Source organism: Chitinophaga alhagiae (genome assembly GCF_003568665.1).
In the GTDB taxonomy this organism is placed as follows: domain Bacteria; phylum Bacteroidota; class Bacteroidia; order Chitinophagales; family Chitinophagaceae; genus Chitinophaga; species Chitinophaga alhagiae.
Genome location: NZ_QXMH01000004.1, coordinates 176,926 through 189,572, shown reverse-complemented (window position 1 = coordinate 189,572; position 12,647 = coordinate 176,926). Strand labels below are relative to the sequence as shown.

Annotated in this window: 12 protein-coding genes; 4 read left to right on the top strand and 8 right to left on the bottom strand. The window is 56.4% G+C overall.

Annotated elements, in window-relative coordinates; all coding sequences use genetic code 11:
• Positions 1-95 precede the first annotated feature (95 nt).
• Both D3A97_RS20045 and D3A97_RS20040 read right to left on the bottom strand, forming a co-directional pair.
• Positions 96-635 carry a hypothetical protein gene (locus D3A97_RS20045; RefSeq protein WP_119080335.1) on the bottom strand — a complete coding sequence of 180 codons (540 nt, stop codon included), beginning with the start codon at positions 633-635 and terminating at the stop codon, positions 96-98.
• Positions 636-751: 116 nt separating this feature from the next.
• The gene (locus D3A97_RS20040) at positions 752-1,336 is read right to left on the bottom strand and encodes a hypothetical protein (protein WP_119080334.1); all 585 of its coding nucleotides are present in this window, start codon (positions 1,334-1,336) and stop codon (positions 752-754) included.
• A 28-nt stretch (positions 1,337-1,364) separates the two neighbouring features.
• Between D3A97_RS20040 and D3A97_RS20035 the strand changes: the two genes are divergently transcribed.
• Complete coding sequence (locus D3A97_RS20035; RefSeq protein WP_119080333.1) at positions 1,365-1,886, top strand: GNAT family N-acetyltransferase; 522 nt, start codon at positions 1,365-1,367, stop codon at positions 1,884-1,886.
• Positions 1,887-2,086: 200 nt separating this feature from the next.
• Here the strand turns inward: D3A97_RS20035 and D3A97_RS20030 are convergent, their stop codons facing one another.
• From D3A97_RS20030 to D3A97_RS20015, 4 genes are read right to left on the bottom strand one after another with little or no spacing between them, the layout of a single operon-like run.
• Positions 2,087-3,937, bottom strand: coding sequence for an outer membrane protein assembly factor BamB family protein (locus tag D3A97_RS20030; RefSeq protein WP_119080332.1), 1,851 nt, complete (start codon positions 3,935-3,937; stop codon positions 2,087-2,089).
• A gap of 3 nt (positions 3,938-3,940) precedes the next feature.
• The gene (locus tag D3A97_RS20025) at positions 3,941-4,270 is read right to left on the bottom strand and encodes a cupin domain-containing protein (RefSeq protein ID WP_119080331.1); all 330 of its coding nucleotides are present in this window, start codon (positions 4,268-4,270) and stop codon (positions 3,941-3,943) included.
• A gap of 4 nt (positions 4,271-4,274) precedes the next feature.
• Positions 4,275-5,531, bottom strand: a complete 1,257-nt coding sequence (locus tag D3A97_RS20020) for a tetratricopeptide repeat protein (protein ID WP_119080330.1) — start codon at positions 5,529-5,531, stop codon at positions 4,275-4,277.
• On the bottom strand, positions 5,532-6,848 hold the full coding sequence (locus D3A97_RS20015; RefSeq protein ID WP_119080329.1) for an ATP-binding protein: 1,317 nt from the start codon (positions 6,846-6,848) through the stop codon (positions 5,532-5,534). It lies immediately after the preceding gene.
• Positions 6,849-6,934: 86 nt separating this feature from the next.
• Here D3A97_RS20015 and D3A97_RS20010 point away from each other — a divergent pair, with 86 nt between their 5' ends.
• A complete protein-coding gene (locus D3A97_RS20010; RefSeq protein ID WP_119080328.1) occupies positions 6,935-7,405 on the top strand; it encodes an RNA polymerase sigma factor in 471 nt (156 codons plus the stop codon).
• Complete coding sequence (locus D3A97_RS20005) at positions 7,393-7,932, top strand: hypothetical protein (protein WP_157986649.1); 540 nt, start codon at positions 7,393-7,395, stop codon at positions 7,930-7,932. Before D3A97_RS20010 ends, D3A97_RS20005 begins: the two co-directional genes overlap by 13 nt.
• A gap of 61 nt (positions 7,933-7,993) precedes the next feature.
• Here D3A97_RS20005 and D3A97_RS20000 read toward each other — a convergent pair whose 3' ends face one another.
• Complete coding sequence (locus tag D3A97_RS20000) at positions 7,994-9,142, bottom strand: putative sensor domain DACNV-containing protein (RefSeq protein WP_119080326.1); 1,149 nt, start codon at positions 9,140-9,142, stop codon at positions 7,994-7,996.
• A 133-nt stretch (positions 9,143-9,275) separates the two neighbouring features.
• Between D3A97_RS20000 and D3A97_RS19995 the strand changes: the two genes are divergently transcribed.
• A complete protein-coding gene (locus D3A97_RS19995) occupies positions 9,276-11,216 on the top strand; it encodes a lectin-like domain-containing protein (protein ID WP_119080325.1) in 1,941 nt (646 codons plus the stop codon).
• Positions 11,217-11,220: 4 nt separating this feature from the next.
• Here D3A97_RS19995 and D3A97_RS19990 read toward each other — a convergent pair whose 3' ends face one another.
• Entirely contained in the window at positions 11,221-12,579 is a 1,359-nt protein-coding gene (locus D3A97_RS19990; protein WP_119080324.1) for a Gfo/Idh/MocA family protein, read from the bottom strand.
• Positions 12,580-12,647: the final 68 nt, after the last annotated feature.

Below are 12,647 nucleotides of genomic sequence, written 5' to 3'. Positions count from 1 at the left end.
GGTTAGGTGGACAAAATAGGAAAAAAAGCATGCCTGTGCAACAAAAAACGGGCGCCGCAAAGGCGCCCGTCATCAACTGATAACCTTAAAAACAACTAGATCGATTGAGTGTATATGGATTTGATCTTGAACTTCTTTGCATAATCGTCGTACCAGGCCAGTTCATTGTTGTGGCGGAACTGGAGGTCCAGCAACTGGTGGAACCTGTCATTGTCAGGAAAGGCCTTTTTCAGGTTGGCGATGGTGAGGGGCTGCAGCTCACTGCCCGGCTCCGCGCTGAAATAATACTGTGTTTCAGTAATGCGGCCTTTGCCTTTGGAGGTTTCCACCTGGCGGCTGTAAATGTGGAAATGTTCGGCATCCAGCACCTTGTAGGCGTTGTTGCCAATGATCCGGTAGTCCTGGTTGCCCTGGCGGTAGCCGTACACGTCGTTTTTGTCAAGCAGCAGCTTTTTGTTGCCGTCAGTCACTTTCACTTTTCCGTACCGGAACGGGATGTGCGCATTCACATCATCGTAACGCAATTCTTTATTGGCAAAATCCTCTGCGGTCAGGTAAACGCCATTTTGAGCAAAGGCAGTGGCGCTAAATAAGCCCATGCCCAGGATGGACAGTGAGAGAAAGAATCTTTTCATTGCTTTGCGTTTTGGTGTACTGCGAATTTACGGAATCGGTGAGGAGCGGGGGTGACATTTATCATGAACCGGGGGAAGAAGTGTGATTTTAACAATTCTTTAAGCGGGGGAGGAATTTAAGGGCGGGGAGAGAAATGGTAGGGCCATAGTTTTTTATGCATGATAACAGGATACCCCAGCGCGCCTTCGGCCAGGGTCAATTCAATAGTCTGTGCTTGCTCCATTTCTGTGGCCTGGTTGCAGAAAAACCTTATCCGCCGTGTAACGCCGTTGAGTAAAACTACGCCGTACGGACTCCAGCAGCGGCTTTTGCTGCCCTTCACGGCGCCTTTTTCCAGGATTGGCAAGTAAACCTTGTGAGTAGTGTTGCCCCTGCCATAATAGTTGGTAGCACTTAGGGCAAACAATGTACCGCCAATTCCGGCAACAAGGGTGACAATCAGGTATATTGAACGGATAAAAGTGTTCAGGTGTTCAAGCCTGGGACGGATTATCAGCGCTATCAGGCTGCCTGCAAGCGCGATGGCCAGCCAATCCCCGGCGGGCATAAAAGTATCTTGGATCAGAAAGGAGGCTGCCGCCAATAAAAGGCCCCCGGCAAAAAATACGAACGAATACAGGGTGTCGTATCTTTTATCTGCCGGTTCTTTGGCCGCACTCCACTCACGTGCCTGCCTCTTCTGCTTGCGTCCTTTTCCCATAACCGCTAAATATACTTATTTTGCATGTATGAAAATAGATATACGTGCTGAACAGGAGCAAGACATCCCCGTTGTTTATTCCCTCCACGCCGCCGCATTCGGGCAGGAAAACGAAGGCAGGCTGGTAGACCTTCTCCGGCAAAGTGAACATTACATTCCTGCACTTTCCCTGGTGGCCGTGCTGGATGGCGCCATCATCGGGCATATCCTTTTTACGAAACTGAAAATTATGACCGGGGCTGGCGGGGAGGTGGAAAGCCTGGCCCTGGCGCCGGTATCTGTTACGCCAGACCTGCAATATGCCGGTGTAGGCGGCCAACTGGTGCGCCATGGGCTGGAAGTGGCCCGGGAGCTGGGCTACGGTTCCGTGATAGTGCTGGGCCATGCGCAGTACTACCCTAAATTCGGGTTTGCGCCCGCGTCCCGGTGGGGGCTTACTACTACTTATGAAGTGCCCGATGAGGTCTTTATGGCCATAGAACTGCAGCCGGGCGCCCTGGCAGGAGCGGCGGGCAGGGTAGTATACCCCAAGGCGTTCGAACAGGTATAAAGTGATATTATTTTCATGTAGGTACCTGACCGAACCTCAAGCGAACGAGAAGCGAAGGAGAAGCGAACGAGAAGCGAAGGATAAAACCGGGGAGGCGATGGTAAAATAGTATCACTTTTGCCTCCAGCTTGACCTTCCACAGGTCTGGTGCAGCCATGGTTTACACCGCGCAAACCAGGTCAATTGTTCTGGTCAATTGGTTATTTCCCGGCCACTTCCAAACAGATCAGCTTCCCGTCCATAGCAGACGCGATCACCGTCCGTTCATCTACCGGCTGCACCGTATTCACCAGGCAATTGGAAAACTTATGCTGCCACGCCCTGCTGCCGTCTTTGGCAGACAGCGCGGTGACCACGCCTGATTGCCCGGCTACATACACAATGCCGTTATACTCGTTGATGGGCGAAGGGCATATCTCGTACCCCAGCGCCAGCGGCGATTTCCAGACCAGCTCCCGCTCCCGGCTGCGCGCGTTCAGCGCAATCACGTAGCCCTGCATGGTTTTGGCGTAAATGCGGTTGCTGTCTGCGGAGATACCAAGGGACTCGCGCACGTTGTTGGCAGGGTCTTGCACCCGCCAGATGGCCTGGCCGGTTTCGGTGTCCAGCACGGTCATATACCGGTCAGGGCTTACCAGGAAGGCCTTGCCGTCTACGGCTACGGGCCATACGGCGGCGGGAGACATCATGCGGCTGGCGGCGCCGTTTGTCCAGCTCCAGGCCGGGGCGCCGGTTTCCGCGTTCAGCGCGTAGAAGGTGTTGCCCCAGGAGCCGAAGTACACCTTGCCATGGTACACCAGCGGCCTTGTTTCCACAAAACCTTTCACGCTGTCAAAATCCCAGCGTTGTTCTCCGCTGGGAATGTGCCAGGCGCGGCAATGGCCGTCTGACCCGGCTATGATGGCCAGCTCTTTATACCGGGCGGCGGAGGCCACAATGGCCTTGCCGGTGGGCCGCTTCCAGGCAAGGCGGCCGCTGGCGGCGCGCAGGCAGTATACATAACCGTCTGTAGAGGGCACCACCACGTACCCGTTGTATACTAACGGGGTGGCGTATATTTTTCCGCCGGTGCGGAACCGCCATTGTTTTTTGCTGGTGGTTAGTTGTACGGCGGCAATGTCTCCATTGGTATTGGTGTAGATCACCTGGTTGCCGTTGATGGCCACGGCGCTGCCCATGTCCCCGGCTTCCTGCACCATCCATTTCACTTTTACCTGCGGGAAAGTATCGTTCACGGCATAAGACGGGCGGGGCGGGTTTTGTGCCCATTGGCTGCCCTGCAGCGCCACGCGGTGCCAGGCGGGCAGGGTGGCTGCGCCGGGCGTACGTTCATTGAAATAAATGGAGTCCGCGGTGAGGGAAACGATGTTATACCCGCCAACAGGCGCTTTGGCCCTGAGGTTGGAGCGGCACATCACGCCGGGCTTCCCTTCCCAGGTATAGGCCTTGTTGGCATGGCCATGGCCGCAAAGCATCACTTTTACGTCCCGGTTGCGCAGGCGGTCCAGCACGTCAAACCAGTTGTTCAGGCCTTCGTCTTGCGGGTAGTGGTTGATGTAGATGATGGGCAGGCCTTTGTATTTGGGCTGTTTCAGCTGCGCGTCCAGCCACACCAGGTTTTCCCGCGGTACCTGCCCGGGGCCCATCCGCATATTGGGGCCGCAGTTGGTGCCCAGGAACCAGTAACCCTTGTGTACAAAGCTGAAGGTCTCGTTGCCGAATACGGTACGGAAGCTGTTGCAGCCGCTTTCAGACCACTTGGTATCGTGGTTGCCGGGAATGATGTACCAGGGTTTCTGCAGGCGGCTGATGATGCTTTTGGCCAGTTGCAGCTCTTCGTCCGTACCAAACTCCGTTACATCCCCGGAGAATACCACAAACTCCAGCTGCGGCTGGGCGTTGAGGTCGGCAATAGTGCGTTCCAGGTCTTCCTGCCCGGTTTGCACGCCTACATGCGTGTCTGTTACCAGGGCAAAGCGGAACAGCGTATCCTGCCCGGCGGCCAGTACCGGCAGGCAGCAGCATAGGAAACAATAAAAAAGGTGGCGCATAATTTATTTATAATCTTCCCTGACGGGGGCAAAAGAATCTATCAGCCGGCAGTCTGTAACGGCAAACCCGCCGTGCGGCGTATGGGCGGGTATGACCACCACATCGTGCGCATGCAGCGTGTGTTTTATGCCGTTCAGCTCCATTTCAAGCGTGCCGGACAGCACGTAGGTCATCTGTTCATGCATGTGTTCATGTACCGGCAATATGGTGCCGGCTTTGGCTTCCCAGTAGGCGAGCGTATGCTGTTCCCCGTGAATGAAACGGCCGGTCATGCCGGGTACGGTTTGGCGGGAAGGCAAATCCTGGAAAGATACGGGTTTGGTGCTGCTCATGTTGTTAGCGGTTATTTTGTTTGATCATGATGGCGTTGGCCACCCACTGGAACAGCAGCAGGCCGCCTGCGTAAACAATGCTGAAAATGTTCCATGGGCTGCCGCCGCTGAAGGCAAGGGCAATGGCCACAGCGCCAGCGGCCGCCAGCGCCGCTGTATAGATCACCAGCACCTGGCGTTTGCGCCGGGGAGAGAACATGGCGCCCAGCGGCATCATCATGGTAAGGCCGTAAAATAGCAGGAGCACCCAGCCGGCGTTGCCGGTTACCAGGGCGCCCACACCGCCGGCCGCGGCCAGCAGCAGGCTGATGCCAACAAAGTTGGAGGAGAGGGCCTCGTTCCTGTCCAGCAGGTGCCTGCCGTATTTGTTGAGCCGCAGGAAGAGGTTGCTGAGCGGCGAAATGATCCAGGTGGAAAAAGCAAAGGCCACCAGCAATATGATGACGGGCAATACGTAAGGCTCTGTTGAAGGATAAGTTCTGGCAACGCCCTGTAATATCTTGGAAATCAAATATAATCCGATGATCACGCCCCATTGGTATTTGGCCGTGAGATTGCCCATCCAGAAGTAGAACTTCATGAAGATCCGGTAAATGAAGTACCGGGCTTTCAGGGCTTCCGCCATGCCGGCCTGGGCCAGCTCCATGTTGGGATCTATCCGGAGGGCTTCGGTAAAATGCTGCAGGGCCTCGCGGGCGGAGCCTTTTTCGAGCAGGCCCCAGCCGTGGTTGGCATGGGTATAGGCGTTGTGGGGATCGTGCCGGAAGGCGCCGTCTATGCTGTTGAAAGATTCCGCCGTGCGGCCCAGTTTCAGCAGGGCGGTGCTGCGGGCGTTGAGGGCCTGTATGTTTTCCGGGTCTGCCTCCAGGCCGGTTTCTGCCAGCTCCAGCGCCTGCTGGAATTGTTTGCGGTCTATTTTTATGAGAGCGTACAGCGCAAAATAATCGGCTTCCTGCGGGTTGAGCGTAATGGCCTGCTGCAGGTCTTTCTCGGCTTCGTCATACTGCCGGTTTTCGTAGATCCGCAGCCGGGCCCGCTGGTAGAAGAAATGCGGCACATCCGGGAAAAGGCCAATGGCGTTGTTCACCACTTCCATGGCCTTGTCATATTTATCCTGCTGCAGCAGCGATTCCGCGTACAGCGCCATCACGTCAATGTTATGCGGGTTTTCCGTGATCAGCCTGCCCAGTATGACTTCCGCTTCTTTGAACTTCCGCTGCTGCAAAAGCACCGTGGCGCGCTGTATCATTTGGTCAGTCATCTATTTCTTGATTTTCAGGTAATGAAGGATGTCGTCATACAGCCCGGAATCATTGGCGTACAGGGCAAAGTTCTTGGCAATGGAAAACCATTCCCGGGTGCTGGCCTTATGTTTTTTCACGGCGCCCAGCAGGTCTTTTGTTTTGATCGGTTGAGGAATGCCGTCTTTGAAAGAGGCTTCCAGTTTTTCTTCAATCGCCATATCTATCACCGCTTCAATATCCGCTCCGGAGAACTCAGGCGTATTCTTGGCAAGTTGTTCGAAATCAATATTTTCTATAGGTTTTCCTGCTAATTTACTTTGCAGCATGGCGCTCCTGGCCGGCTGGTCTGGCGGGGGCACAAATATCATCCGGTCAAAGCGGCCGGGGCGGCGGAAGGCGGGATCGAGATGCCAGGGCAGGTTGGTGGCGCCGAGTATCAGGATGCCTTCGTTGGTATGCTCCACACCGTCCAGCTCCTGTAGGAACTGGTTGATGAGGTTGCGGCCGGCGGACTGCTTCATGTCACTCCGGCTGGCGCCGAGGGCGTCTATTTCGTCAAAAAAGAGCACGCAGGGCGTATTGTTGCGGGCATACTCAAAAATGTTGTGCAGGTTCTTTTCGCTGTTGCCCACCCACATGTCCAGTATCTCGTTCAGCCCAACGGAAATGAACGGCGCGTTTACCTGGCCGGCCGTAGCCCTGGCTATCATGGTCTTTCCGCAGCCGGGAGGGCCGTAGAGCAATATGCTGCCGCCGGTCTTTTTGCCGTAGGCCTTGTAGAGGTCCGGGTGCCTGAGCGGTTGTATGATCTTGATGTCGATCTCTTTTTTGACCTGTTCCATGCCGCTCACGTGAGAGAAGTTGATGTCTGGCTTCTGCATGAAGAAGGAAAGGTCGTCTTCTTCGCCTTCTTCCTCCTCTTCCGGGTTGTAGAGGCCCTTCACCCGCAGCTTGGCGTCCAGCTCGGCATCGGTAAAGCCGGGGTGGAGCTGCAGGATGTGCTGGTAAGTGTCTCGCGCGTTTTCCCAGGCATTTTCCCGGAGAGAGGAGCGGGCGTAGAGCACCAGCACGTTCAGGTTGTCCGGGTTTTGCTTGAGCATGTCTTCCAGTATCACATTGCAGGTAGCGTAGGCTTCTTTTTTGAAATACACGGTGGCCAGGCCCATCAGGCCCTTCTCGTTGTTTTCGCGGGAGAGGGCTTCCCGGTATTCTTTCTCCGCCTCATCCAGGCGGTCCAGCTGCAGCAGCGTTTCCGCCAAATGCAGGCGCAGCGGCACGTTCTCCGGCGAAAGCCGGAGGGCTTCCTTTAAACTGTCTATTGTACTTTGCGTCATATCTGTGCTCAATATAGAATAAAAATCACTGACCTTTTTTCTGCCTGCTGTAAGTTTTTTACATTTCCCGCAACTAATCACCCTGTATGAACGAAACGGAGTTTATAGCCCTGATAGGGCAACACCAGGGTATCATTGCCAAAATATGCAGGCTCTACCGGGATAGCCGGGAGGACCGTGAAGACCTTTTCCAGGAAATTGTGTACCAGCTCTGGAAATCGCTGCCCGGCTACAGCGGCCGCGCCGGCTTCAGCACCTGGCTGTACCGCGTGGCCCTTACCACGGCCATTGCCGCCTACCGCAAAAAGCAGCCGCGCATTGTTTATACGGCCGTGCTGCCCGAGCATGCCGTGGGCCCGGGGCCGGGCAACCCGGCGCAGGAAGAACTGCTGCAGGCGCTCAAAAAGCTGAACAACGGGGAGAAAGCGCTCATCGCCCTTTACCTGGAAGACCTCAGCTACCGCGAAATAGCCGCCATCACCGGCATCACTGAAAACAACGTGGGCGTGAGGCTTAACCGCATCAAACAAAAACTCGCAAAAATATGGACGCATTAAGATCAGCCTGGCAGCATTTGCCGGGCAGTGAAAAACAACCGCAGGAATTACGCGGCATGTTGCAGGAAGGGCAACATCCGGTACTGAAACAGCTGCGGCGGCAGGTTATCATCGAAAGCCTGCTGTTCAGCATCTTCCTGGCCGTGTATTACAACATGTTTGACGGGCACCGCCGCCCCTTCTGGCTAAACGCCTTGCTGGTGGCCGGTGTGCTGCTGGTGGTGCTGCATGGGCTGGCCGGGTACTTCAACGCCAAGCGGCCGGTGAAAGCGGCGGGCCTGCAGCAGGCGCTGGCGGCCAGGCTGCGGCAGCTGAAAACATTTGCCATATTGTCTGTAGCGCTCCGGGTACTGAGCATGGCCTGTATTTTATTGTTCTTTACCTACACCATTACTTTCACGGTGGAAAAGGAAATCATCCTGGGCTGGGTGGTATTGGCAACGGTCATCCAGTTTATCATATTGGCGGCGTTGTGGAACAGGCGCATCCGGCGGCTGGGTGAGGCGGTGGAGGAGCTGAAGGGGTAGGTGATATGGACATTGGAACACCGGGATATTGGCGGCCCCTGCAGCGGCATATTACGCTGCCTCAAAGCAGCAAGATATCGATCCGGTGCGCCATAATGAGTTGCCGGGGCGCAGACCAGGAGAACACGGTAAAATACCCGTCTTGCGAGGCCACCAGCGCCAGCGCGTCTTTCTGGTCATGCACAAACTGCGCGGCGGAAAGGTGGCGGGTGCCGCCAATGCGGGAGGGGTGCAGCAGGGCGGGACTGCCGCCTATTACAGGCTCTGTGAGCAGCACTTCTTCCACGGCGGTAGAATTGAAGGAGCGGGTTATTTTGGCGCCGAACGCCAGCAGCTCATGCTGGTAGTTGATAATGGTGGCGCCGTCAACGGCCGTGAGGCCGGTCACGTTGTCTACTTCCCGCCGCAGGGCGTTCTGCCAGTAAATTTCACTCACAATGTTGCTGTCTTTCCGGATCAGGTCCGCCACGCCTGAGAAAGCGGGAGACACAGGGTATTGCATGGGATGTACAATAGAATCTTTCCAGTTGTTCCCGCCTGCCGGCACCACCAGCAGTATGCCGCCGCGCTTGTGCGCGCGCATGGATACGGCGATCTGTATCAGTACGTTCACCGGGTGGTTCCATAAGGGGGACGCGTTGATGCCCAGCAGGGAGGTAAGTATGCCGGGGCAATCCATGTTCACGCCGCAGGTCTCGTCTACCACTTTCACCTGGTCCCCCCGCAGTACCGCCACATTGGTAAATTTGCCCAAACCCGCGGCACGGCGGTGTTTTACTACCAGCAGGCCCGGTTCGGACACATCCAGCACAAAACAGAAGTTGGGGAGCTGGATGGTGGTGCCCCAGATGTAAAGCCCTTCTTCATCGTGCCATATGCCGATGTGCACACCGGGGCGTTCAACGCCCGGGGCCAGCTTGGTAAGGGCTTTGGCGGTAAGGGGAATGCGGAACTCGAACAGCAGCGGTTTGCCCGCCTGCGATGGGTGCAGGAAGGCCATGGATATGCGCGGGGGAATGCCTTCTTCCCGCCGCAGGCTGGCCCAGAAGGCCACGTCTATCATCAGCTCAATATGTTCCCTGCCGGGCACGGTGGCCAGTTCTTCCTCACCGTTCTCCCGGCCCGTTTGCAGGTGCCTGGTAAAATGTGCTTCAATATCGGCAGATACTTTTTGTGCTGCCTGGTATGTGGCGGTATTGGTCCATTCCATAAACTTGATCGCGTTTGCATATCCGTTTCACGGATCAACAATAGTGCTGCATGCGAATTTAGACTTTTTCATAGGATAACCCGGATTTCAGGCAAAGATGTTTTATCTTGTCTGAACGTCTGCATGTCCGCTCATGAAAAGTGTTTTCTGCCTGTTGAGTTGTATCCTGTTCCTTTACGGATCTGCCCCCGCCCAGTTACAGCAGCCTTACATCCTGAATGGCGCTGCCACGCAGCGGACGTGTAATTGTTATGTGCTGACGGAAGATGTGCAGAACACCAGCGGCACCGTCTGGAACAAGAACAAGATAGACCTCTCCCGATCTTTCAATTATGTATTTGATGTGAACCTGGGCTGCAAAGACGGCAGCGGGGCGGACGGTATCGGCTTCATTCTGCAAACCGAGGGCACCAACCTGGGCGCTACCGGGCAGGGCCTGGGTTTTGCGGGCATCTCCCCATCGCTGGGCATTTTGATAGACACTTACCAGAATAACGGGGAGAACGATCCCCCCTGGGACCACCTGGCTATCCAGATGAACGGCATCTCCGACCACCTTGCGCCGGAAAACCTGGCCGGCCCGGTGATGCTGGTGGAAGGCAACCAGAATATTGAAGATTGCAACTGGCACCTGTTCCGCGTTAAATGGGACGCGGCCACCCATACGCTGGAAGTGAGCGTAGACGGGGAGGTGCGGCTTACCGTGCAAAAGGATATTGTGCAGGATATTTTCGGCAACGACCCGCTGGTGTATTGGGGCTTTGCCGGCTCTACCGGCGGCTCTTCCAACGTGCAGCAGTTCTGCGCGGCGCTGCGGCCGGACTATGCGTTTGACGGCGGGCAGATACTGTGCGACGGTACGCCGGTGAAATTCGTTGACAATTCCAGCTCCTTCGGCGTGATCACCCGCCGCCGCTGGGACCTCGGGGACGGCACCATTTCTTCAGACGCCCAGCCGGCCCCGCATCTTTACGCCGCTCCCGGTTTGTATGATGTGAAGCTGGTGATAGAAGACAACAGCGGCTGTATTTCCGATACGCTGAGAAGCACCGTTACCATTGGTTCTTACCCCGTGGCGGATTTTACGCCGGGGCAGCTGTGCCTGGGAGACCCGCAGCAAATGAAAGATGCTTCCGCCGTGAGCGTGGGCACCCTGGAAACATGGCGCTGGAACTGGGGCAACGGCCAAACGGCCGCGGCGCAGCACCCCGTTGCGCCATACACAACCCCGGGAGACTACCCCGTGGAGCTGGAAGTGGTGAGCAAGGAAGGCTGCGCGGGCAAGGTGAACAAGCTGCTGCGCGTTTTCCCTTCTCCCGTTGTCAGCGCGCACGCCCGTAATGTATGCATCGGTGACGCGGTGGAGTTCAATGGGGTCAATGAAACGCCCGCCATTGCCATAGCGGAATGGTACTGGGCCTTTGAGGCAGGTGATACCTTGCGCAACCAGCATGTATCCTATACCTATGCGGCCGGCGGAAAACATGCCGCCCGGCTGCACGCCGTAAGCAGCAACGGTTGCGCGGCGGCGGCGGCAGACGCGCATGTTGCGGTAATAGACCTGCAGCTCTTTGCCGGCAGGGACACGCTGGTGGCCAAAGGCCAGCCCCTGCAGCTCAATGCCACCGCCAATGGAGAAGGCCTGCACTATACCTGGCAACCGGCCACGGGCCTCAGCAATCCCCATATTGCAGACCCCCTGGCGCAGCTGGAAAAAGACCAGGTATTCAGGGTAACGGTTACTTCTCCGGAGGGTTGCAGGGATGAAGACGATATTGCGGTAAAAGCATACACCGGCCCCGAATTTTATGTGCCTACCGCCTTTACGCCGAATAACGACGGGGTGAACGACCGCTTCCGGGTGGTAGCGCCGGGCGTGCCGCAACTGGACTTTTTCAGGGTGTGGGACCGCTGGGGCCGGGAAGTATTCACCACCCAATCCCTGGAACAGTATTGGGACGGTACGCTCAAAGGCCAGCCCGCCGCCATGGGCACATATGTGTGGATGGTGCAGGGCGTGGATTACCTGGGCCGCCGCTTCAGCCGCCAGGGTACGGTAACGCTGATACGGTAATGGCTCATTTTGCCGGGTGCTGCCACGGCTGCCGGTAAGGCCGCTGCAAGAGCGCGGTAGCTTCGCGGTCCCCTACAATGATCTTTTGAGTTGGGTCATACACCAGCGGCCGGCCGGTTTGCATGGAGAGGTTGGCAATAATGCAGCTGGCGGTGGAAATGTGGCCTTCTTCAATATCCGCTATGGGCCTGCCGTTTTTAGCAATGGCCTCCAGGAAGTTGACCATGTGCAGGCGGGTGGCGGGTGCCGCGTTCAGTTCTATACGGGGCTCATTTACATCTTCAGGGTATTTTTCTTTTTCGTACACCACGTCTTTATGGATCTTTTCGCCCTTGCCCTGCGGCACAAAATCGTACCGCATGGTGCTGGCCATAAGGGTGCCCTTGTCCCCAAAAATTTTCATGGCCCAGGGGTAATCCGGGTCAACCGGCGTGCCCCAGGTGCGGTGCTGCCACACGCAGGTAAGATCGTCATACTCGAACAGGGCGGTTTGCGTATCCGCAATGTTCGATTTGCCTTCTTTCTGCACGTAAATGCCGCCGGTAGAGCTGATGCGTTTGGGCCAGCCCAGTTGCAGCATCCAGCGGGCGGTATCCAGCATGTGAATGCACATATCTCCCATAATGCCGTTGCCGTATTCCATAAACGTACGCCACCAGCGGGTATGGGGCAACCCGTCGTACGGGCGGAGGGGCGCGGGGCCTGTCCACATTTCGTAGTCCAGGAAATCAGGCACTGCCTGCACCGCCGGGTTGCCGTTGGCGCGCATGTGGTAGTAGCAGCACAGTTCTACATGAGATACTTTGCCCAGCAGGCCGGCATCTATAATGTTCTTTTTGGCGTCTATAAGGTGGGGCGTGCTTTTGCGCTGGGTGCCTACCTGCACCACGCGGTTGTATTTGCGGGCGGCGGCCACCATGGCCTCACCTTCCAGCACGTCTACACTAATGGGTTTCTGCACGTACACATGCGCTCCGGCCTTCATGGCCTCAATGGCCTGCAGCGCGTGCCAGTGGTCCGGGGAGCCTATCAGCACAATGTCCAGTTCGTGCTCGGCCAGCATTTTCCGGTAATCGGCGTACAGCCGCGGCGTTTTGCCGGATTTCTGCCGTTTGCTCACCATGTCCCCGGCTTCTTTCAGCATGTTGCTGTCTACGTCGCAAAGCGCTATCACTTCTACCGGCGCTATCTGTATCAGGCGGAACAGGTCGCTTTTACCGTACCAGCCGGCGCCGATGAGGCCTACCCGCAGGGTTTTGGCGGGATGCAGGAAATCCAGCGCGTGCGCGCCTAAGGAAGAAAGCACAAGGGAAGCAGTGGCGCCTTTGAGAAAGTGGCGGCGGTTGATGTTGAACTGTGTCATGACATGGAATTGTTCTCTAAAATACAAAAGTTAATGAACGAAGGGAATAAAAAAGAAAGGCGCGCCGG

What these genes read in the sequence shown, in the direction of transcription:
- D3A97_RS20020 (WP_119080330.1), bottom strand. Translation starts at nt 5,531, where the DNA reads ATGACTGACCAAATGATACAGCGCGCCACGGTGCTTTTGCAGCAGCGG.
- D3A97_RS20010 (WP_119080328.1), top strand. Translation starts at nt 6,935, where the DNA reads ATGAACGAAACGGAGTTTATAGCCCTGATAGGGCAACACCAGGGTATC.
- D3A97_RS19995 (WP_119080325.1), top strand. Translation starts at nt 9,276, where the DNA reads ATGAAAAGTGTTTTCTGCCTGTTGAGTTGTATCCTGTTCCTTTACGGA.
- D3A97_RS20015 (WP_119080329.1), bottom strand. Translation starts at nt 6,848, where the DNA reads ATGACGCAAAGTACAATAGACAGTTTAAAGGAAGCCCTCCGGCTTTCG.
- D3A97_RS20030 (WP_119080332.1), bottom strand. Translation starts at nt 3,937, where the DNA reads ATGCGCCACCTTTTTTATTGTTTCCTATGCTGCTGCCTGCCGGTACTG.
- D3A97_RS19990 (WP_119080324.1), bottom strand. Translation starts at nt 12,579, where the DNA reads ATGACACAGTTCAACATCAACCGCCGCCACTTTCTCAAAGGCGCCACT.
- D3A97_RS20000 (WP_119080326.1), bottom strand. Translation starts at nt 9,142, where the DNA reads ATGGAATGGACCAATACCGCCACATACCAGGCAGCACAAAAAGTATCT.
- D3A97_RS20005 (WP_157986649.1), top strand. Translation starts at nt 7,393, where the DNA reads ATGGACGCATTAAGATCAGCCTGGCAGCATTTGCCGGGCAGTGAAAAA.
- D3A97_RS20025 (WP_119080331.1), bottom strand. Translation starts at nt 4,270, where the DNA reads ATGAGCAGCACCAAACCCGTATCTTTCCAGGATTTGCCTTCCCGCCAA.
- D3A97_RS20045 (WP_119080335.1), bottom strand. Translation starts at nt 635, where the DNA reads ATGAAAAGATTCTTTCTCTCACTGTCCATCCTGGGCATGGGCTTATTT.
- D3A97_RS20035 (WP_119080333.1), top strand. Translation starts at nt 1,365, where the DNA reads ATGAAAATAGATATACGTGCTGAACAGGAGCAAGACATCCCCGTTGTT.
- D3A97_RS20040 (WP_119080334.1), bottom strand. Translation starts at nt 1,336, where the DNA reads ATGGGAAAAGGACGCAAGCAGAAGAGGCAGGCACGTGAGTGGAGTGCG.